The 17,980-nt window shown below is 70.8% G+C and carries 17 protein-coding genes and 1 pseudogene; 2 read left to right on the forward strand and 16 right to left on the reverse strand.

Annotation, left to right across the window (positions count from 1 at the left end; genetic code table 11):
* Window positions 1-111 precede the first annotated feature (111 nt).
* Together SSPN_RS0119030 and SSPN_RS0119035 are read left to right on the forward strand one after the other, a co-directional pair.
* Window positions 112-594 carry a cation:proton antiporter regulatory subunit gene (locus SSPN_RS0119030; protein WP_029535490.1) on the forward strand — a complete coding sequence of 161 codons (483 nt, stop codon included), beginning with the start codon at window positions 112-114 and terminating at the stop codon, window positions 592-594.
* A 120-nt stretch (window positions 595-714) separates the two neighbouring features.
* Complete coding sequence (locus SSPN_RS0119035; RefSeq protein ID WP_029535491.1) at window positions 715-1,890, forward strand: cation:proton antiporter; 1,176 nt, start codon at window positions 715-717, stop codon at window positions 1,888-1,890.
* Between the two features lie 105 nt (window positions 1,891-1,995).
* Here the strand turns inward: SSPN_RS0119035 and SSPN_RS0119040 are convergent, their stop codons facing one another.
* The 16 genes and pseudogenes from SSPN_RS0119040 to SSPN_RS0119115 all read right to left on the reverse strand — a co-directional run bounded on the left by SSPN_RS0119040 (window position 1,996) and on the right by SSPN_RS0119115 (window position 17,748).
* Entirely contained in the window at window positions 1,996-2,763 is a 768-nt protein-coding gene (locus SSPN_RS0119040; RefSeq protein WP_010697176.1) for a pseudouridine synthase, read from the reverse strand.
* On the reverse strand, window positions 2,753-3,436 hold the full coding sequence (gene scpB, locus SSPN_RS0119045) for an SMC-Scp complex subunit ScpB (protein ID WP_010697178.1): 684 nt from the start codon (window positions 3,434-3,436) through the stop codon (window positions 2,753-2,755). The genes SSPN_RS0119040 and scpB overlap by 11 nt, the downstream gene beginning before the upstream one ends.
* A complete protein-coding gene (locus SSPN_RS0119050) occupies window positions 3,433-4,284 on the reverse strand; it encodes a segregation and condensation protein A (protein ID WP_010697181.1) in 852 nt (283 codons plus the stop codon). Before SSPN_RS0119050 ends, scpB begins: the two co-directional genes overlap by 4 nt.
* A complete protein-coding gene (locus tag SSPN_RS0119055) occupies window positions 4,281-4,619 on the reverse strand; it encodes a hypothetical protein (RefSeq protein ID WP_010697182.1) in 339 nt (112 codons plus the stop codon). Before SSPN_RS0119055 ends, SSPN_RS0119050 begins: the two co-directional genes overlap by 4 nt.
* Complete coding sequence (locus SSPN_RS0119060) at window positions 4,616-5,557, reverse strand: ParA family protein (protein ID WP_029535493.1); 942 nt, start codon at window positions 5,555-5,557, stop codon at window positions 4,616-4,618. The genes SSPN_RS0119055 and SSPN_RS0119060 overlap by 4 nt, the downstream gene beginning before the upstream one ends.
* A gap of 164 nt (window positions 5,558-5,721) precedes the next feature.
* The gene (locus SSPN_RS0119065; protein ID WP_010697187.1) at window positions 5,722-6,702 is read right to left on the reverse strand and encodes a site-specific tyrosine recombinase XerD; all 981 of its coding nucleotides are present in this window, start codon (window positions 6,700-6,702) and stop codon (window positions 5,722-5,724) included.
* Window positions 6,666-7,322 (reverse strand): NUDIX domain-containing protein, encoded by a 657-nt coding sequence (locus SSPN_RS0119070; RefSeq protein WP_010697189.1) that lies wholly within the window; start codon window positions 7,320-7,322, stop codon window positions 6,666-6,668. Before SSPN_RS0119070 ends, SSPN_RS0119065 begins: the two co-directional genes overlap by 37 nt.
* Before the next feature lie 219 nt (window positions 7,323-7,541).
* On the reverse strand, window positions 7,542-9,245 hold the full coding sequence (locus tag SSPN_RS0119075) for a CTP synthase (protein WP_029535496.1): 1,704 nt from the start codon (window positions 9,243-9,245) through the stop codon (window positions 7,542-7,544).
* A 172-nt stretch (window positions 9,246-9,417) separates the two neighbouring features.
* Window positions 9,418-10,356 carry a copper transporter gene (locus SSPN_RS0119080; protein ID WP_010697200.1) on the reverse strand — a complete coding sequence of 313 codons (939 nt, stop codon included), beginning with the start codon at window positions 10,354-10,356 and terminating at the stop codon, window positions 9,418-9,420.
* Window positions 10,353-11,536, reverse strand: a pseudogene (steA, locus tag SSPN_RS0119085) (putative cytokinetic ring protein SteA). The gene SSPN_RS0119080 and the pseudogene steA overlap by 4 nt, the downstream one beginning before the upstream one ends.
* A 91-nt stretch (window positions 11,537-11,627) precedes the next feature.
* Complete coding sequence (recN, locus tag SSPN_RS0119090; protein WP_044574366.1) at window positions 11,628-13,439, reverse strand: DNA repair protein RecN; 1,812 nt, start codon at window positions 13,437-13,439, stop codon at window positions 11,628-11,630.
* Between the two features lie 245 nt (window positions 13,440-13,684).
* The gene (locus SSPN_RS0119095; RefSeq protein ID WP_029535497.1) at window positions 13,685-14,581 is read right to left on the reverse strand and encodes an NAD kinase; all 897 of its coding nucleotides are present in this window, start codon (window positions 14,579-14,581) and stop codon (window positions 13,685-13,687) included.
* Window positions 14,582-14,591: 10 nt separating this feature from the next.
* Window positions 14,592-15,431: a TlyA family RNA methyltransferase gene (locus SSPN_RS0119100; protein ID WP_010697208.1), complete on the reverse strand. Its 840-nt coding sequence runs from the start codon at window positions 15,429-15,431 to the stop codon at window positions 14,592-14,594.
* Between the two features lie 5 nt (window positions 15,432-15,436).
* Window positions 15,437-15,676 carry a hypothetical protein gene (locus SSPN_RS0119105; protein ID WP_010697211.1) on the reverse strand — a complete coding sequence of 80 codons (240 nt, stop codon included), beginning with the start codon at window positions 15,674-15,676 and terminating at the stop codon, window positions 15,437-15,439.
* A gap of 96 nt (window positions 15,677-15,772) precedes the next feature.
* The gene (locus SSPN_RS0119110; RefSeq protein WP_010697213.1) at window positions 15,773-16,783 is read right to left on the reverse strand and encodes an HAD-IIA family hydrolase; all 1,011 of its coding nucleotides are present in this window, start codon (window positions 16,781-16,783) and stop codon (window positions 15,773-15,775) included.
* Window positions 16,780-17,748: a tetratricopeptide repeat protein gene (locus SSPN_RS0119115; protein ID WP_010697220.1), complete on the reverse strand. Its 969-nt coding sequence runs from the start codon at window positions 17,746-17,748 to the stop codon at window positions 16,780-16,782. The genes SSPN_RS0119110 and SSPN_RS0119115 overlap by 4 nt, the downstream gene beginning before the upstream one ends.
* Window positions 17,749-17,980: the final 232 nt, after the last annotated feature.

A 17,980-nucleotide genomic window follows, 5' to 3' on the forward strand; every position in this document is an offset into this window, starting at 1 on the left:
GCCGGACCAACCGTCCATTCTGCCTGGTCCGCTCCTGCCGATCCCAATCGCATCCAGATCCAATCCGGACTGCGGGACAAATACGAAAGTTCTACGAATAAGGTCTTGGGTGTGGATGTAACTGTGACCCCCTTGCCAGGGCTCGGCACGCAGCAGGACTTCACCACCCGATCCGGCCACCGCATCGGCGTGATCACCTACCGGGACGGCCGCTTCGAGCTGATCGTCTCCGACCACGAAGACCCAGACAAGGTGGCCGCCTCGGTCGCCTTGACCACCTCCGAGACCAGCACGCTGGCCAACCTGCTGGGCGCCCCGCAGCTGGTCGCCCAGCTCAACGAGCAGCACAGCGAGGTCGCCGGGATCACCACCTGGCAGCTGTCCGTCGCCCCGGGCTCCCCCTACGCCGGCCGAACCCTCGGCGACACGGAGATGCGCACCCGCACCTCCGTGTCGATCGTCGCGGTCGTCCGGGACGGCACCGTGCACCCCTCACCGCGGCCGGACTTCCAGTTCTCCGCCGGCGACCTGGTGGTGGTCGTGGGCACCGCGAAGGGGCTACGCGCAGCCAGCGAAATCCTGGAAAAGGGCTGATCCGGCCCGTCCCGAACACTTTCCCGGCCACCTGACCGGGACACGCGTCACCAACGGCGGTCCAGCGCGTGCCGATCCCCTAACAACTCCATACGCAGGGCACACGCGAGAGGAAACACGTTGCAAGACACGGCGATCTCCCTAATAGAACTGGGTGCGGTTTTCTTCGGTCTGGGCATCCTCGGGAGACTCGCATGGAAAATCGGGGTGTCACCGATCCCGCTCTACCTGATCGGCGGGCTGGCCTTCGGCACCGGTGGCCTGGTCCCCCTGCACGGCATCGAACCGTTCACCCACCTCGCCTCCGAGATCGGCGTGGTCCTGCTGTTGTTGCTGTTAGGCCTGGAATACTCCGCGGGTGAACTCGTCACCGGCTTACGCCGCTCCTGGCTGGCCGGTGTCATAGACATCGTGCTGAACGCGGTACCCGGTGCGCTGGTGGCCCTGCTGCTGGGTTGGGGTCCGCTCGGCGCGTTCACAATGGCCGGCGTCACCTACATCTCTTCCTCCGGCATCATCGCGAAGGTGCTCGGAGACCTGGGTCGGCTCGGCAACCGGGAAACGCCGGTGATCCTGTCGATCCTGGTCTTCGAAGACCTGGCGATGGCCGTCTACCTGCCGATCCTGACCGCCGTGCTGGCCGGGGTCAGCTTCCTCGGCGGACTGACCGCGGTCGGGGTGTCGCTGGTCGTGATCACCCTGGTGCTGGTGGTCGCGCTGCGCTTCGGCAAGTACGTGTCCGCGCTGGTCGACAGCCCCGACCCGGAGGTCTTCCTGCTGCGCCTGCTGGGGGCGGCGCTGCTCGTCGCGGGGATCGCCTCGGAGCTGCAGGTCTCGGCGGCGGTCGGCTCGTTCCTGCTGGGCATCGCGATCTCCGGGTCGACCGCGGCGAACGCGACCCGCATGCTGGAGCCGCTGCGCGACCTGTTCGCCGCGCTGTTCTTCGTCGTGTTCGGCCTCAACACCGATCCGAGCCAGATCCCGCCGGTGCTGCCGGTGGCGCTGCTGCTGGCGGTGGCGACCTGCGCGACGAAAGTGCTCACCGGCTGGTTCGCCGCCCGGATGCAGGGTGTCGGCCGGATGGGTCGGCTGCGGGCCGGTGCCGCGCTGGTGGCGCGCGGCGAATTCTCCATCGTGATCGCCGGGCTGGCCGTCGCCTCCGGCGCGGTGCCGGGCGAGCTCGCCGCCCTCGCCACCGCCTACGTGCTGCTGATGGCGATCGTCGGCCCGGTCGCGGCCCGCGTCGTCGAGCCGGTGGCCCGGATGTTCCTCCCCAGCCAGGCGAAGAAGGCCTGACCGGAAAAGCCTCCGGCTGTCCCGAGCGGACGGGCCGGAGGCTTTCTCAACGCTGCGGATAACGCGGGCGGGTCTGGCAAACGCAACACCGGTGCGCGAACAGCCTCAGAGGCCCACTGCGCGGTAGAGCGAGCCGATCTCCTGGCGGTTCAACGGCCGGATCGCGCCCGGGCGCTCGTTGGTCAGCCGCACATCGCCGATCCGCGTCCGCACCAGGCGCTGCACCGGGTAGCCGACGTGCTTGAGCAGCCGCCGCACGATGCGGTTGCGGCCCTCGTGCAACACGATCTCCACCAGCGACCGGTTCTGGTTCATGTCGACCAGCTTGAACCGGTCCACCTTCACCAGACCGTCCTCCAGCTCCACGCCCTCGCGCAGCTGCTGCCCGAGGTCCTTCGGGATCGACCCCAGCACCTCCGCCAGGTACGTCTTGCGCACCTTGTACGACGGGTGCATCAGCCGGTTCGCCAGCTCGCCGTCGTTGGTGATCAGCAGCAGGCCCTCGGTGTCCTGGTCCAGCCGCCCCACGTGGAACAGCTTGCCCTCCCGTTCCCGCAGGTAATCACCGATGCACGGACGCCCCTTGTCGTCCGACATGGTGCACAGGATGCCGCGCGGCTTGTTCAGCAGCAGGTGCGTCAGATCGTCGTTGACCATCACCCGGTTGCCGTCCACGTGGACCACCGCGGTCGTCGGGTCGACCCGGCGCCCCAGCTCGGTGACGACCTCGCCGTCGACCTCGATCCGCCCCTCGACGATCATCTCCTCGGCCGCGCGCCGCGAGGCCACCCCGGCCTGGGACAACACTTTCTGCAGCCGCACGCCTTCCGAATCGGCAGTGCTGCTGTACGGGGAACGGTGCTCAGACGTCATCAATCGAATCCACTTCGGGCAACAAGGGGGCGAGCGGCGGCAACTCCTTCAACGACGACAGCCCCAGCCGCTCCAGGAACAGCTCGGTCGTGCAGTACAGGATGCCGCCCGTCTCCGGGTCGGTTCCGGCCTCTTCGATAAGGCCGCGCCCCACCAGGGTACGGATGACGCCGTCGACGTTCACACCCCGTACTGCCGCGACCCGCGAACGCGTCACCGGCTGCCGGTACGCGATCACCGCGAGGGTCTCCAGCGCGGCACGCGTCAGCTTCGAACGCTGCCCGTCCAACAGGTACCGCTCCACGTACGGGGCGTACTTCTCCCGCGTGTAGAACCGCCAGCCGTCGCCGACCCGCCGCAGGTCAACGCCCCGTTCCGCCTCGGCGTAGCCGTCCGAGAGCCGCCGCAGCGCGGACCGGATCCGGGCCACCGGCTGCTCCAGGGTGTCGGCCAGCAGCTCCTCGCCGGCCGGCACGTCGACCACGAGCAGCAACGCCTCCAGCGCCGCATCCAGCGCCGAATCGGAGGTCAGGTCCGGCGCACTCGGCGCCTCCACCGCCTCGGAATCCCCAGCGGCCGCCGACGGCTCCAACGGTTCCTGCGGCTCAGCGGGCGGCGGGGTCGGCGACTCCTCCGCGACCTCGCCCGCGGCCTCCGGCTCCAGCTCCGTCACCCGTACTCCTCTTCTTCATGGCTGGCGCGCTGCGCCTCGGCTTCGGCCTCCGCCTGCGCCACGCTGCCGCCCACCCAGCTCACGATCAGCTCACCCAGCGGGGTCTCCTGCTCGAACAGCAGGACCTTCTCCCGGTAGAGCTCGAGCAGCGCCAGGAACCGCGCCACCACCTCGACGGTGTGCCCGCAGTCCGACACCAGCTCCGAGAACGTCGCGCTGCCCTTCTCCGCCAACCGCACCCGCAGCAGCGCCGCGTGCTCGCGCACCGAAACGCCGTGCTGGTGGATGTGGTCCAGCGAAACGGTCGGCGGTGGCTTCGGCCGGAACACCGCGGCCGCGATCTCGGCGAACCGCTGCGGCGGAACCCCGATCACCACTTCCGGCAGCAGGTTCGCGAACCGCTCCTCGACCGACACCGAACGCGGATAGCGCCGCAGCGCCCCGGCCTCCAACTCGCCGAACAGCGCGGCCACCTGCTTGTACGCGCGGTACTGCAGCAGCCGCGCGAAGAGCAGGTCGCGGGCCTCCAGCAGCGCCAGGTCCGCCTCGTCCTCGACCTCCGCGGCCGGCAGCAGCCGGGCCGCCTTCAGGTCTAACAGCGTCGCGGCGACCACCAGGAACTCGGTGGTTTCGTTCAGGTCCCACCGCTCGCCGAGCGCCTTGGTGTAGGCGATGAACTCGTCGGTGACCTTGTGCAGCGCTACTTCGGTAACGTCCAGCTGGTGCTGCGAGATCAGCTGCAGCAGCAGGTCGAAGGGGCCCTCGAAGTTGTCCAGCCGCACCGTGAACCGGCCGCCTGCGGCGGGATCCTCGCTCGACTGCGCCGCCGGTACCGCGGGGTCTGTCACTCTCCGGGCTCCTGCAGGCGCCGCACCAGCACCGAGTCCGCGCCGTTCTTGTCGAGGTCGGCGAGCACCACGGCAACCGCTTCGCGCACCACGCGGCCTCGGTCCACGGCGATGCCGTGGTCGGCCCGCAATGCCAGCCGCGCCTGCTCCAAGCCCAGCAACTCCTCGTCGGACACGTACACGGTGATCTTCGAATCGTGCTTGCGCCGTCCAGAGCCGCCCCGGCCCGCCGCGGGTGCCGCCTGCTCCGGGTCCGGCGGATTCGCGTGATCCGTCCGAGGAACAGTAGTACGGAACAATTCGGCCGCTCCGGGCAGGGCGACCCGACGCGTCATCGGGCGATCACCTCGCGCGCCAGTGCGCGGTACGCCTGCGCCCCGGCCGAGCGGGGCGCCCAGCGGGTGATCGGCTCGCCGGCCACCGTGGTCTCCGGAAACCGCACCGTGCGGTTGATCACCGCATCGAAGACGATGTCGCCGAACGCCTCGACGACGCGCGCCATCACCTCGCGCGAGTGCAGCGTGCGCGGGTCGAACATGGTCGCCAGGATGCCGCTGATCTCCAGCCTCGGGTTCAGCCGCTCCCGCACCTTCTCGATGGTGTCGATCAGCAGCGCCACCCCGCGCAGGCTGAAGAACTCGCACTCCAGCGGGATTATCACGGCGTCCGCGGCGGCCAACGCGTTCACCGTCAGCAGCCCCAGCGACGGCTGGCAGTCCACCAGCACGTAGTCGTACTCCGCCAGCGCCGGCTGCAGCACCCGGTGCAGCGTCTGCTCCCGGCCCACCTCCGCGACCAGCTGCACCTCGGCCGCGGACAGGTCGATGTTGCTGGGCAGCAGGTCCATGCCCTCGACGGTGGTCTGCCGCACCACGTCATGGATGGCGACCGGCCGTTCCATGATCACGTTGTAGATGGTCTGGTCGAGCTGGTGCGGCTGGACCCCGAGGCCGACCGAGAGCGCGCCCTGCGGATCGAAATCCACCAGCAGCACCCGGCGCCCGTATTCCGCCAGCGCTGCGCCGAGGTTGATCGTCGACGTGGTCTTCCCGACGCCGCCCTTCTGGTTGCACATCGCGAGCACCGATGCGGGACCGTGCCGGTCCAGCAGCGGCGGCTCGGGGATGTGCCGACGTGGCCGGCCAGTGGGACCGAGGCCGCGGGGGTTCGGCGCCAGGCCGACCTCCTCCTCGCGGCCCGCCGTCTCCCGGGCGATGCTCAGGTCGACCGCGCCCCGGGACCGCCCTTCGGCGGCGGGCTGCGGCAGCGACATGGCGATCTGACTCCTTTTGGTGCCGGTGGCGATCAAACGCAGCCTAAGTGGCATTCGTTACCAGCGGCAACGCGCCTCGCCGTGGTGTCGGAAGTTCCCTGTGATCTGCGTGTGATCAACGTCTACCGCGTACACCACCCCCTCGCATTCGCAGCGTCACCAAGTCACTCCGTAGCGTGTGCGCGCGGATGCGTCGTCGCGTAGACCTCCCGCAGCGTGTTCACCGTGATCAAGGTGTAGACCTGGGTCGTCGTGACCGAGGCGTGGCCCAGCAGTTCCTGCACCACGCGGACATCCGCGCCGCCCTCCACAAGGTGCGTGGCGAACGAATGCCGCAGCACGTGCGGCGAAACCGAGCCGTTGATCCCGGCGCGCTGCGCGGCGGTCTTCAACGCGTTCCACGAGCTCTGCCGGGAAAGCCGGGTACCGCGCGAATTCAGGAACACCGCGGCACTACCCCGCCCGCGCGCGGCCAGGCCGGGCCTGGCCCGTACCAGGTACGCGTCCAGCGCCGCCAGCGCCGGTCGGCCGATGGGCACCAGCCGCTGGCGGCCGCCCTTCCCTTCCAGCAGCACGGTCCGGTTGGTGCCGTCGATGTCGTCGAGGTCCAACCCGACCGCTTCGGAGATCCGCGCTCCCGTCGAATACAGCACTTCCAGCAGCGCCCGGTCCCGCAGGCCCCGGGCATCCTCGCCCCCGGCGTGATCGAGCAGCTTCCCGACGTCGCCGATGGAAAGCGCCTTCGGCAGCCGCTTCGGCGGGCTCGGCGGCGCGACATCGCGCGCTACGTCGACCGGCAGCAGCCCCTCGGCGTGCGCGAAGCGGTGCAGGCCGCGGGCGGCCACCAAAGCTCGGGCCGACGACGACGGCGCCAGCGCGGGCCGCTGCCCGGTGCCTTCCCGGAGCTCCGCCAAGAACCCGGACAGGTGCTCCGAACGCACCTCGCCGAGCCCAGAAATCCCTGCCGCGACCAGGAATTCGGCATACCGGCGCAGGTCCCTGGCGTAGGAGTCGAGAGTGCTGCGGGCGGTACCGCGCTCGACGGCAAGGTGGTCGAGGTACCCGGTGATCGCCCCGCGCAGGTCCGGCGGCAGCTCCTCGAAACCCCTCACCGGGCGGCGAAGCGCTGGGGCCGGTCCGGCCATTCGGCATCCGCCGGGCGAGGCTCCACCCGGCCCTCGCGGACCGCGTGGGCGGCGAGCAGCCCCGCCACCCCGGGGCCGTTGACGATCTCCCCGGCCAGCGCCATCCGCACCGCCTCGGCGAGCGGGAAGCGGCGGATCACCAGGTCCGCCTCCTCGTCCCCGGCCGCCGCCGGACGGTCCACATCGGACAATCCGGTGCCCAGGAACACCCGCACGCATTCGTCGGTGAAACCGGGCGAAGTCGCCACGTCGACCAGCACCGACCAGTCCCGGGCGGCGATCCCGGCCTCCTCCGCGAGCTCCCGCTGCGCGGTGCGCACCGGCTCCTCGCCCGCCACGTCCAGCAACCCGGCCGGCAGCTCCCAGAGCCGCCGGCCGACCGGATACCGGTACTGGTAGACGAGCACCACCTGGTCGTCCTCGTCGAGGGCCACCACCGCGACCGCGCCGAGGTGCTCGACGACCTCGCGGCGCGCGTGCCCGCCGCCGGGCATCCCGACCTCGTCGGCCCGCAACGCGAGGATCTTGCCCACGTAGACGTCCTCGCTGGCCAGGGTGGTGAATTCGTGCTCGCCGTTGGTGCGAGCGACGCCGTTGTCCGTCGTGTCCACGCCGCCCACCCTAGAAGAGGCTGTTGTCTTCGTAGCGGCGAAGCCGCTTGGCCCGGCCTCGCAAACGCCGCCGTTGCGGGTCCTCCGGCGTCGTCTCGCGAAGACAGCCCCGACTGGTGAATTGGCACTCATGATGTCGGGGATCCCACAGCGAGACGGCGCCTGAGAGGTTCCGCTATTGGTACCGCTAACCAGAACGAGCCTGGAAACGGCCTTCGAACCCGCCGATCACGCGCTGGGCGCGGGTTCCTGGACGGGCTCCAGTTCCACGGGCAGCCGCTCCGCGGCGCGGTAGTCCAGGGCCGCCTTCACGAACGCCGCGAACAGCGGGTGCGGGCGGGTGGGGCGGCTCTTGAGCTCCGGGTGCGCCTGGGTGCCCACGAAGAACGGGTGCACCTCGCGCGGCAGCTCGACGAACTCCACCAGCCGGTCGTCCGGGGAAGTCCCGGAGAACACCAGACCCGCCTTGCTCAGCCGGTCCCGGTAGGAGTTGTTGACCTCGTAGCGGTGCCGGTGCCGCTCGGCGATCTCGGTGGAGCCGTAGGCCTCGGCGACGATCGAGCCGGCCTGCAGCTTCGCCGGGTAGGAACCCAACCGCATGGTGCCGCCCATGTCCCGGTCACCGGAGATCACGTCGTGCTGATCGGCCATCGTGCTGATCACCGGGTGCTTGGCGGGCTCCTCGAACTCCGTGGAGTTGGCCCGCTCCAGCCCGGCCAGCGACCGCGCCGTCTCGATCACCATGCACTGCAGGCCCAGGCACAGGCCCAGGACCGGGATGCCGTTGGTGCGCGCGTAGCGGATGGCACCGAGCTTGCCCTCGATGCCGCGCACCCCGAAGCCACCCGGGATCAGCACACCGTCCATTCCGGACAGTGCATGGGCCGCGCCCGCCTCGGTCTCGCAGCTGTCCGAGCCGACCCAGAAGATCTCCACCTTCGCCCGGTACGCGAAGCCGCCGGCGCGCAGCGCCTCGGTGACCGACAGGTAGGCGTCGGGCAGGTCGACGTACTTGCCGACCAGCGCGATCCGCACCCGCTCGGACGGGTTGTGCACCCGGTCCAGCAGGTCGCCCCACACCGACCAGTCGACGTCGCGGAACGGCAGCCCGAGGCGCCGCACCAGGTAGGCGTCCAGCCCCTCGCCGTGCAGCACGCGCGGGATGTCGTAGATCGACGGGGCGTCCGGGCAGGCCACGACGCCGTCCGCGTCCACGTCGCACATCAGCGCGATCTTGCGCTTGAGGTCCTCCGGCAGGTCCCGGTCGGCCCGGCACACCAGCGCGTCGGGCTGGATGCCGATGTTGCGCAGCGCCGCCACCGAGTGCTGCGTCGGCTTGGTCTTCAGCTCGCCCGAGGGCGCCAGGAACGGCACCAGCGAAACGTGCAGGAAGAAGCAGTTGTCCCGGCCGACGTCGTGCCGCACCTGGCGGCAGGCCTCCAGGAACGGCAGCGACTCGATGTCGCCGACCGTGCCGCCGACCTCGGTGATCACGACGTCGGGGGTGCGGCCGTCCTCGTCCGGCTCGGCCATCGCCCGGATCCGGGCCTTGATCTGGTCGGTGATGTGCGGGATCACCTGCACGGTGTCGCCCAGGTACTCGCCTCGGCGTTCCTTCGCGATGACCGTCGAGTACACCTGGCCGGTCGTCACGTTGGCGTTCTTGGTGAGGTCCCGGTCCAGGAACCGCTCGTAATGCCCGATGTCGAGGTCGGTCTCGGCACCGTCCTCAGTCACGAACACCTCACCGTGCTGGAACGGGTTCATCGTTCCCGGATCGACGTTCAGGTAGGGGTCGAGCTTCTGCATGGTCACCCGCAGACCGCGGGAGGTCAGCAGTTCGCCCAGGCTGGACGCCGTGAGCCCCTTACCCAACGAGGAGGCCACGCCCCCCGTGACGAAAACATGCTTGATCGTGCGTGCTTGCGGCACCAACAAAAGCTCCCCGTGGTCAAGCCGTCGCCTGGCTGGATTTCTGCGCTGGCAGGACGGCTGGATCCGTCGCTCCCACGGAATTCCAGCCTAACGCACGACCATCGGGGCGCGCACCGAGACCCGCCCCTGCCGGTCCAGACCGGCAGGGGCGGGTCCACCGCCATCCGGGCTACCCGCGAGTCGCCGGTACCGGCCCTTGGGCGCTGCCGGCGAAGCCGTAGTGCCCCGCCTGCCGATCCGCCTGTTCCCGCAGCGCAAGCACGACCACCACCCGCCCGGAACTGCTGTCCAGGTCGTCGACGGTGGACAGCGCCGACGCCATCGCCGGATCCGCGCGGACCACCCCGACCGGCCCGGTCCCGTCGGCCGAACCGGCGCCGCCGGCGAGCACCGCGCCCTGACCGGCCCGGTCGACCTGGGTCGCGAAGCGGGCCAGTGTCGCGGCCTTGTCCCCCGCGCTGTCGCCCTCGATCCGGCCACCGGTGAGCACCACGGCGAGCTGCGCGGGCCGCAAGCCCTCCGAGGCGGTCGCGAAGCCGCCGCCGGCCAGGCCCGCGAATGCCGCCGCCCGCTCCTGGTCACCGGTCTGCGGCTGGCCGGTCTGCGGGTTCAGCAGCGCAAGCGGCCCGATCAGGCCACCGGCCAGGGTTCCGGGATCGGCCGCCGTGGGCAGCTGAACACCGGCGGGCAGCAGTTCGGTGACCACGCTCCTGAGCTGGTCCGCCCGGCTCGGGTCGGCGAAGGCCTGCCCCAGGCGCACCTCTCCGGTGACGTCCGCACCCGCCGCGCGCAGCAGTTGCGACACCGCGTCGCGCTGCTGCTCGGAGGCGTCCGCCGACGTGATCAGCACGACGCTGCGCTGCGCCAGCTGCCCCTGCACGGTCATCGGCCCGACCGCCGCGTTGAACCGGTCGGCGGCCGCGACCTGCGCCTTGAGCGCCGTCCGCTCGGCGTTGAGGGAGTCGACCTGCACCTGCAACGACTGTCGCTCGTTGCCCACGCCCGCCAGCAACCGGCCGCTGAGCGACGTGGAGCCGACGAGGATGCCCACGGCCAACGCCAGGAACACCGCGGCGATCGACACGATGTGGTACCGCAACGAGATCACGTGAAAAGCCCCTTGAGGTAGCCGAAAACGGAGTCGCCGGAGTCCGCGACCGCGGTCAGGAAAGCGGTGCCCAGCCCGGAGACCAGCAGCGCCACGACCGCCACCAGCAGCACCGAGAGCACCAGCAGCAGGATGGCCCCGACCGGCGTCCGGCTGCGCTGGAGCGTGGCCACCGCCGCGCCGTCGATGACCTTGCTGCCCAGCCGGAGCCGGGTTAGGAACGTCGACGGGTTCGAACCGGAGCGCCCGCGGTCTAGGAATTCGCTCAGCGTCGCGTGGAACCCGACCGTGATCACCAGGCTCGCCTTGTGCGCGTCGGCGAGCAGCAGTGCGAGGTCCTCCGGGTTCCCCGACGCGGGGAACGTCACCGCACCGACCCCGAGGTCCTGGATGCGTTCCAGGCCGGGCGCGTGCCCGTCGAGGTGGGCGGGGATCACCAGTTCCGCGCCGCACTTGAGGATGGCCGTGGCGATGACGTCCGGGTCGCCGACGATGACGTCCGGCTTGTGCCCGGCCTTGCGCAGCGACTCGGCGCCGCCCTCCACCCCGATCAGCACCGGCCGGTACTCCCGGATGTACTTCTTCAACCGCTGCAGGTCGTCGGCGTGGCCGTACCCGGGCGCCACCACAAGCACCTGGCGGCCCTCCATCGACGAGCTCAGCTCGGGCACGCCGACGCCGTCGAGGATCAGCGTCCGCTCCTTGCGCAGGAACTCGATGGTGTTCGCCGAGAACGCCTCCAGCTGCGTGGACATCCCGGCCTTGGCCTCGATGAGCAGGTCGGCGACGGAGTTGGCGTCCTGGGCCGTCCCGCGTCCGACCTCCCGGTCCCCGACGAACACGCCGCCGTCGTGCAGCCGGATCTTCGCGCCATCCTTGACCCGGTGCACGAGCTCGGGCCCGACGCCGTCGACCAGCGCGATACCGGCCGACAGCAGCACTTCGGGACCGAGGTTCGGGTAGCGCCCGGAAATCGAAGGAGCGGCGTTGACGACCCCGACCACCCCGGCCGAGACCAGCGCTTCGGCGGTGCGCCGGTCCAGGTCCGCGTGATCGATCACCGCGATGTCGCCGGAGCGGACTCGGCGCAGCACATCACCCGAACGCCGCTCGACCCTGGCGATCCCGGCCACACCGGGCAGGTTTTCCTGCTGAGGGCAAGCAGACCGCTGAGTTTCATGCGCCGATGGTGACAAATAGATCACCTGTTGTTGGTACGCCACGCCGATACGACTGGCCCGGCAGCAGCAGAATCTGTTGGGCCGAACAGCCTATTTCCCGCTGCGTTCTCGCTTCTTCGGCACCGACTTGCCGCGCCGCCGGAACCGGGCCTGCGCCAGCTTGTAGGCCGTGGCGGTGTCCAGCAGCTCCTCCGCGTGAGCCCGGCCGGTCTCCGTGGAGTCCATCCCGGCCAGCATCCGCGCCAGCTCGACGACCCGCCGCTCGTCGGCGACCACCCGCACGTCGCTGCGGGTCAACCCGCCGTTGGCAGCGCCCTTGTCCACCACGAGGTGGCGGTCGGCGTACGCGGCGACCTGCGGCAGGTGGGTGACGACCACGACCTGGTGGGTGCGGGCCAGGCGGGCCAGCCGCCGCCCGATCTCCACCGCGGCCCGGCCGCCGACTCCGGCGTCGACCTCGTCGAACACCAGCGTCGGCACCGTGTCGGCGTCGGCGAGCACGACCTCCAGCGCCAGCATCACACGGGACAGCTCACCGCCCGAGGCGCCCTTGTGGATCGGCAGCGCCGGGGCGCCGGAATGCGCGATCAGCTGCAGTTCGACCTCGTCTACCCCGTCCGGGCCCGCGTGCAGGGTGCGGCCCTGCACGGGCAGCGCGTTCGGGTCGCCCGGATCGACCTCCTTCGGCTGGACCACGACCTCCAGCCGCGCCTGCGGCATCGCCAGCCCGTCCAGCTCCTCCGAAACCGCCGTGGCGAGCCCAACGGCGGCCTCCTTCCGGGCCTCGGACACCGCGACCGCGTGTTCGGCGAGCTCGGCCGCCAGCTCGTCACGCCGCGCGGCCAACGCCGCCAGCGCCTCCTCGGAAGTGTCCATTCCGGACAGTCGGCTGCGCGCTTCCTCCGCCCAGGCCAGCACGCCGTCGACGTCCGCGGCGTACTTCTTCGTCAGCTGCTTCAGCTCCGCCTGCCTGGCCAGCACCTGATCCAGCCGGGCCGGGTCGGCGTCCAACCGGTCCAGGTAGCCGCCGAGCTCGCCACCTACGTCGGCCAGGACCGCGACGGCCTCCGCCACCCGCGGCTCCAGCTCCCGCAGCACCGGGTCCTCGGCGCCCCCGAGACGCCGCCGGGCCTCCCCGATCAGGCCGATCGCGCCGGGCATGTCCGGGTCGCCATCGGCAGAGCCGGTGAGCGCCAGGTGGGCACCCGTCGCGATCTCCCGGAGCTGGTCGACGTCCGCGAGCCGCCGCGCCTCGTCGACCAGCGAGGCATCCTCGCCGGGTTCCGGGGCGACGGCCTCGATCTCGGCCAAGCCGTGCCGGAGCAACTCCGCTTCCCGGGCCAACTCCCGCGAGCGTTCGGTGCGCTCGGTGAGTTCCCGCACCGCGTCGGCCCACTCCGCGCGGACCCGTTGGTAGTAGGTGAGCGCGTGCAGCACGGGTTCCCCGGCGAACCGGTCCAGCACCGCACGCTGCTCACCTGACCGCAGCAGCCGCAGCTGATCGTTCTGCCCGTGCACCGCGAGAACCTGCTCCGCCAGCTCGGACAGGACGGCGTTCGGCACCGAACGACCACCGAGATGCGCCCGCGAGCGTCCGTCGGCCGCCACCGTCCGCACCGCGATCAGGCTGCCGTCCTCGTCGGGCTCGGCCCCGGCATCCGCGGCGACCTTTGCCGCCGGCGAATCGATCGTGGTCTGGAACCGGCCTTCCACGACGGCACGCTGCGCACCGGACCGGACCCGCGAGGCATCCGCCCGGCCACCACCGAGCAGGTGCAGCCCGGTGACCACCATCGTCTTACCGGCGCCGGTCTCACCGGTGACCACGGTCAGGCCGGCATGCAGTGCGAGCGTGGCGTCGTCGATGACGCCCAGTCCCTGGATGCGCATCTCCGCCAACACATCAAGCACCCTAGCGGCATCGCCCGACCCACGGACGCCCACTGGGGTGATCAGCACAAGGATTGAGTTCGTGGTTGGTTTGCACAGTGGTGCGGGTGGCGGCCCCCCTGCGGGAATCACGGTCGCCGCCTGGACCGAGGGATCCCCGACTTGGGAATGTGCTTTCTCGTCAAAAGCGAAGCGGCTCGTTACCCACCTGACGCCAACACCGCGCCGAACGAACAGCGCTGCCGATCCTCCGGGCGCTAGCCGGCCTTGGCGGGGCCTCGCCAGCCCTGGACCGGGAGCTCGAACTTGCGGACCAGGCGGTCCGTGAAGGCTGTGTCGTGCAGCCGCACCAGGCGCAGCGGCGTCTCCCCCGCGACCACCTCGACCCGCGCACCCGGCGGCAGGTCGAACTGGCGCTGCCCGTCGCAGAACAGCACCGCGTGGTGGCCGTGCTGGTCGATCTCCAGCGCCACCAACGACTTCTGCGACACCACCAGCGGGCGGGCGAACAGCGCGTGCGCGTTGCTCGGCACCACCAGCAGCGCCTGCACCTCCGGCCACACCACCGGGCCACCGGCGGAGAACGCGTACGCCGTGGAACCGGTCGGGGTGGAGCACAGCACGCCGTCGCAGCCGAACGCCGACACCGGGTGCCCGTCGACCTCCACCACCAGATCGAGGATCCGCTCCCGGCTACTCTTCTCCACGCTCGCCTCGTTGAGCGCCCACGTGCGGACCAGGACCTGGCCGTCGAGCTTCGCGGTGACCTCGATGGTCATCCGCTCCTCGACGTAGTAGCGGGACTCGACGACGGCGGCCACCGCCTCGTCGAGCGCGTCGGAATCGGCCCCGGCCAGGAAACCGACCCGGCCGAGGTTCACCCCGAAGACCGGCACGTCGGCCAGCCGCGCGAGCTCCGCGGCACGCAGCAGAGTCCCGTCACCACCCAGCACGAGGACGAGCTCGGTGCCGACCGCCGCCTCCGGGCCGGGCTCGACCACCTGGAGGTAGCAGTCCGGGCTGAGCTCCGGCGCCTCCTCGGCGAGCACCCGCACCCGCAGGCCCGCGTCGATGAGCTGACCGGCGACCTTCTCCGCGGTGCGCATGTTGTGCTGCCTGCCGGTGTGCACCACCAGCAGCACCTCTCGGGTCAACTGCACTCCTTCACCGGTGCGAGCCTTTGCCTGAAGTTTGCGGCCCCTGCCTCACCGCGTCCACCACAAGCGCTTCCGCCGCGTCCGCCTCGGTGCTCGATCCCGGGCGCAGCCAGGCGAAGTACTCGACGTTGCCGGACGGACCGGGCAGCGGGCTGGCCACGACGCCGCGCAGGCCCAAGCCGAGTTCGGCGGCGAACCGCACGACCTCCAGGACTGCTTCGGCGCGCAGCTCGGCGTCGCGTACCACGCCACCCGAGCCTAGCCGCTGCTTGCCCACCTCGAACTGCGGTTTGATCATCGGCACCAGATCGGCGTCCGGCGAGGCGCACGCGAGCAGCGCCGGCAGCACCAGCTTCAGCGAGATGAACGACAGGTCGGCGACCACCAGATCCACCGGGCCGCCGATGTCCTCGGGGGTCAACGAACGCACGTTCGTCCGGTCGTGGATCAGCACCCGATCATCGGTCTGCAACTTCCAGACCAGCTGCCCGTACCCGACGTCGACGGCCACCACCTCGCGCGCGCCCCGGCGCAGCAGCACATCGGTGAACCCGCCGGTGGACGCGCCCGCGTCCAGACAGCGCCGATCAGCAACGGTCAGCCCCGCCGGCTCGAACGCCTCCAACGCCCCCAACAGCTTGTGCGCGCCGCGCGATGCCCAACCCGGATCGTCGACGTCCTCGGCGACCACCACAGGTGCGTCGATCTCGACCGCGGTCGCGGACTTGCGGGCCACCATCCCGCGCACCGTCACCCGGCCCGCGGCGACCAGTTCCGTGGCGTGTTCGCGGGACCTGGCGAGCCCGCGACGAACCAGTTCAGCATCCAACCGCGCCTTGCGTGGCACTACCGTCAACTCCTGTGTGCACTCGTTCCGGAGAGGAGGTTGTCGGCCTTCGACAGGGCGTCGGTGAGCGCGGTGTGCACCGCTTCGAACCGCCCGACGTGCTCGGCCACGGGCAACTCCCGCACCTCGTCGAGCTCGGCCACGGCCGCCGCGATGGCGTCGATCGCCGGTTGACCGTCGTCAGCCGGGCGCGCCAGCATCGCGGGATTCGGCACCTGCGGCCCCTGCTGCCACGGAGAGGTCATCCGCTCCTGCTCCCATCGATCACGCCGCGACCGCTGTAGCGGCGACGTGTCCACGCTAGCGGAACGCCCCGACGGCGACGCCGCGACATGCACCGATCAGGCCAAGCCCAACTGTCTCAACACGTCCTGCGCGTGCTCGTCCGCGCTGTGCACGGCAACCGGGCCCGAGAACGTGGCCCACCAAGCGGCGCAGAGCGCGCGGAGCGCCGACAGCGCGTCGCCCGGCAGTTCCCCGGGCCGCGCGGCCAGTTCCAGCGAGCCGCTGTCGACGCGGACCTGCCACGTCGTCTGCTCGCCGATGGCGACCTCGCTCGGCGACTGGTGCAGCGCCCGGAGGTCCGCCCCGACGTAGTCGGGACGGAGGCCGTCGGTGGCCTCCAGCAGGTCCCGTGTCGTGCTGACGCCGGTCAGCACCATCAGTACCGGCATCCCGGCGTTGACCGCGCCCGCGATGTCCGTGTCGAGCCGATCCCCGACCATCAACGGCGCCTCGGCGCCGGCGGAGGCGACCGCGCGGTCCAGCAGCGGGCGCTCCGGCTTGCCGGCCACCAGCGGATCCTGGTCGGTCGCCGCTTGCAGGAGCGCGACGAGCGCACCATTGCCGGGAACCAGACCTCGCTCCGTCGGCAAGGTGCGGTCACCGTTGCACGAAATCCACAACGCGCCCGCGCGGATCGCCAAGCACGCCTCCGCGAGATCGCGGTACCCGATCTCGGTGTAGAGGCCCTGCACGACCGCGACCGGCTCGTCGGCGAACTCGGAGACCGGCACCAGCCCCGCCTTGTCCACTTCGGACACCAGCGCGGGCGAACCGACCACGAGCACCTTCGAACCGGGCGGCAGCTTCTCCGCCAGCATCGCGGCGCCCGCCTGGGCGCTGGTGCTCACCTCAGCCCGCTCCGCGTCCAAGCCGAGGCCGGCGAGGTGATCGACTACCGCCTGATCGGGTTTGGACGCGTTGTTGGTCACGTAGCGGACCGGGATGCCGCGACGGTGCACCTCCTGGATCGCCTCCAGCGCACCAGGAACGAGTTCACCGCCGCGGAACACCGTGCCGTCGAGGTCGAACAGCACGACGTCATGGCCATCGAGAAGCGTGCCGCTCACTGCGCTCGCGCGTCCCCTTCTTCGTTGCTCGCATCGGCGTCGGTGGCATCCGACTTGGCCGCCTTCTCAGAGGTCTCGTCGGCCCCTTCGGTCTCGGCCGCCTTCTCGGAGTCAGCGCTCGCGGCTTCCGACTGCTCGTCGATCTCCTCGTTGAGGTCGACGTCGACGTCGACGGCATCGTCGTCGAAGTCGTCGTCGATCTCGGCGGCCTCGTCGTCGAAGTCCTCGTCGATCTCGGCGGACTCGCCGTCGAAGTCCTCGTCGTCGATCTCGGCGGCAGCCTCGGCCTCCGTGACGAGCTCCTCGACCACGTCCGGGCCGCCCAGCTTCTCGGCGAGCTCCTCGAGCCGCTCTGCGGCGTCAGTCTCGTCCTCGTCATCGGCATGGGCCGCGTGCACGAACCAGGTGAAGGCTTCCCGCTCCCGCCCGGCCGCCAGCAGGTTGTCGGCGTAGGCGTAGAACAGGCGCGCGCTCCACGGCTCCTGGCGCTTCGGGTCCAGCTCCGCCGTCTGCAGGCTCACCACCGAAGCCTCAACCTCGCCGAGATCCCGACGGGCGCCCGCGGCGACGATGCGCAGTTCGACCGCGTCCTCCTGGTCGAGCTGGGGCGCCTCCTCGCTGCGGCTGAGCTCGACCGCGCGCTCCGGCCGCCCCATAGCGCGCTCGCAGTCGGCCATGATCGCCAGGTGCCCGGGCCCGCCAGCCATGCGCCGGGCGGCGCGCAGCTCCGCGAGCGCCTCGTTCCACTCTCCAACCAGGTAGGCGGTGAGGCCGTTGGCCTCGCGCACCGACGGAATGCGGGGAGCCCGCTGGCGTGCGTAACGCGCATGCTCCAGGGCCCGCTCCGGCTCCGAGTCGATCAGCTGACCGGCGGCCACAAGGTGCAGAGCGACCTTGTCGGCCAAGCCCTTGGGCAGCGTCAGCAGCTCACGGCGGATCTCGATGTCCAGGTCCCCGGGCTCCAAGCCCTCGGGCAGTTCCGGCTCGCTCTTCGCGGCCGAAGCGACAGCCGCCTCGTCGCGCGACTCCGTCCGAGGCGAGTCGTGCCGGAAACCCTTCCGATCCCGGCGGTCGCCGCCGCGCTGCTCACCACCTCGGTGGTCTCCCCGCCGCGACGGTCGCCGCCACGGTGGTCGCCGCCACGGTGGTCGCCGCCACGGTGGTCGCCGCCCCGGTGGTTGCCGCCCCGGTGGGGGC

This window comes from Saccharopolyspora spinosa NRRL 18395 (genome assembly GCF_000194155.1).
In the GTDB taxonomy this organism is placed as follows: domain Bacteria; phylum Actinomycetota; class Actinomycetes; order Mycobacteriales; family Pseudonocardiaceae; genus Saccharopolyspora; species Saccharopolyspora spinosa.

Excerpts from the sequence above, each read along its gene's own strand:
- SSPN_RS0119105 (WP_010697211.1), bottom strand. The coding sequence starts at position 15,676 with ATGACCTCTCCGTGGCAGCAGGGGCCGCAGGTGCCGAATCCCGCGATG.
- SSPN_RS0119060 (WP_029535493.1), bottom strand. The coding sequence starts at position 5,557 with ATGTCGCTGCCGCAGCCCGCCGCCGAAGGGCGGTCCCGGGGCGCGGTC.
- SSPN_RS0119055 (WP_010697182.1), bottom strand. The coding sequence starts at position 4,619 with ATGACGCGTCGGGTCGCCCTGCCCGGAGCGGCCGAATTGTTCCGTACT.
- SSPN_RS0119040 (WP_010697176.1), bottom strand. The coding sequence starts at position 2,763 with ATGACGTCTGAGCACCGTTCCCCGTACAGCAGCACTGCCGATTCGGAA.
- SSPN_RS0119065 (WP_010697187.1), bottom strand. The coding sequence starts at position 6,702 with ATGGCCGGACCGGCCCCAGCGCTTCGCCGCCCGGTGAGGGGTTTCGAG.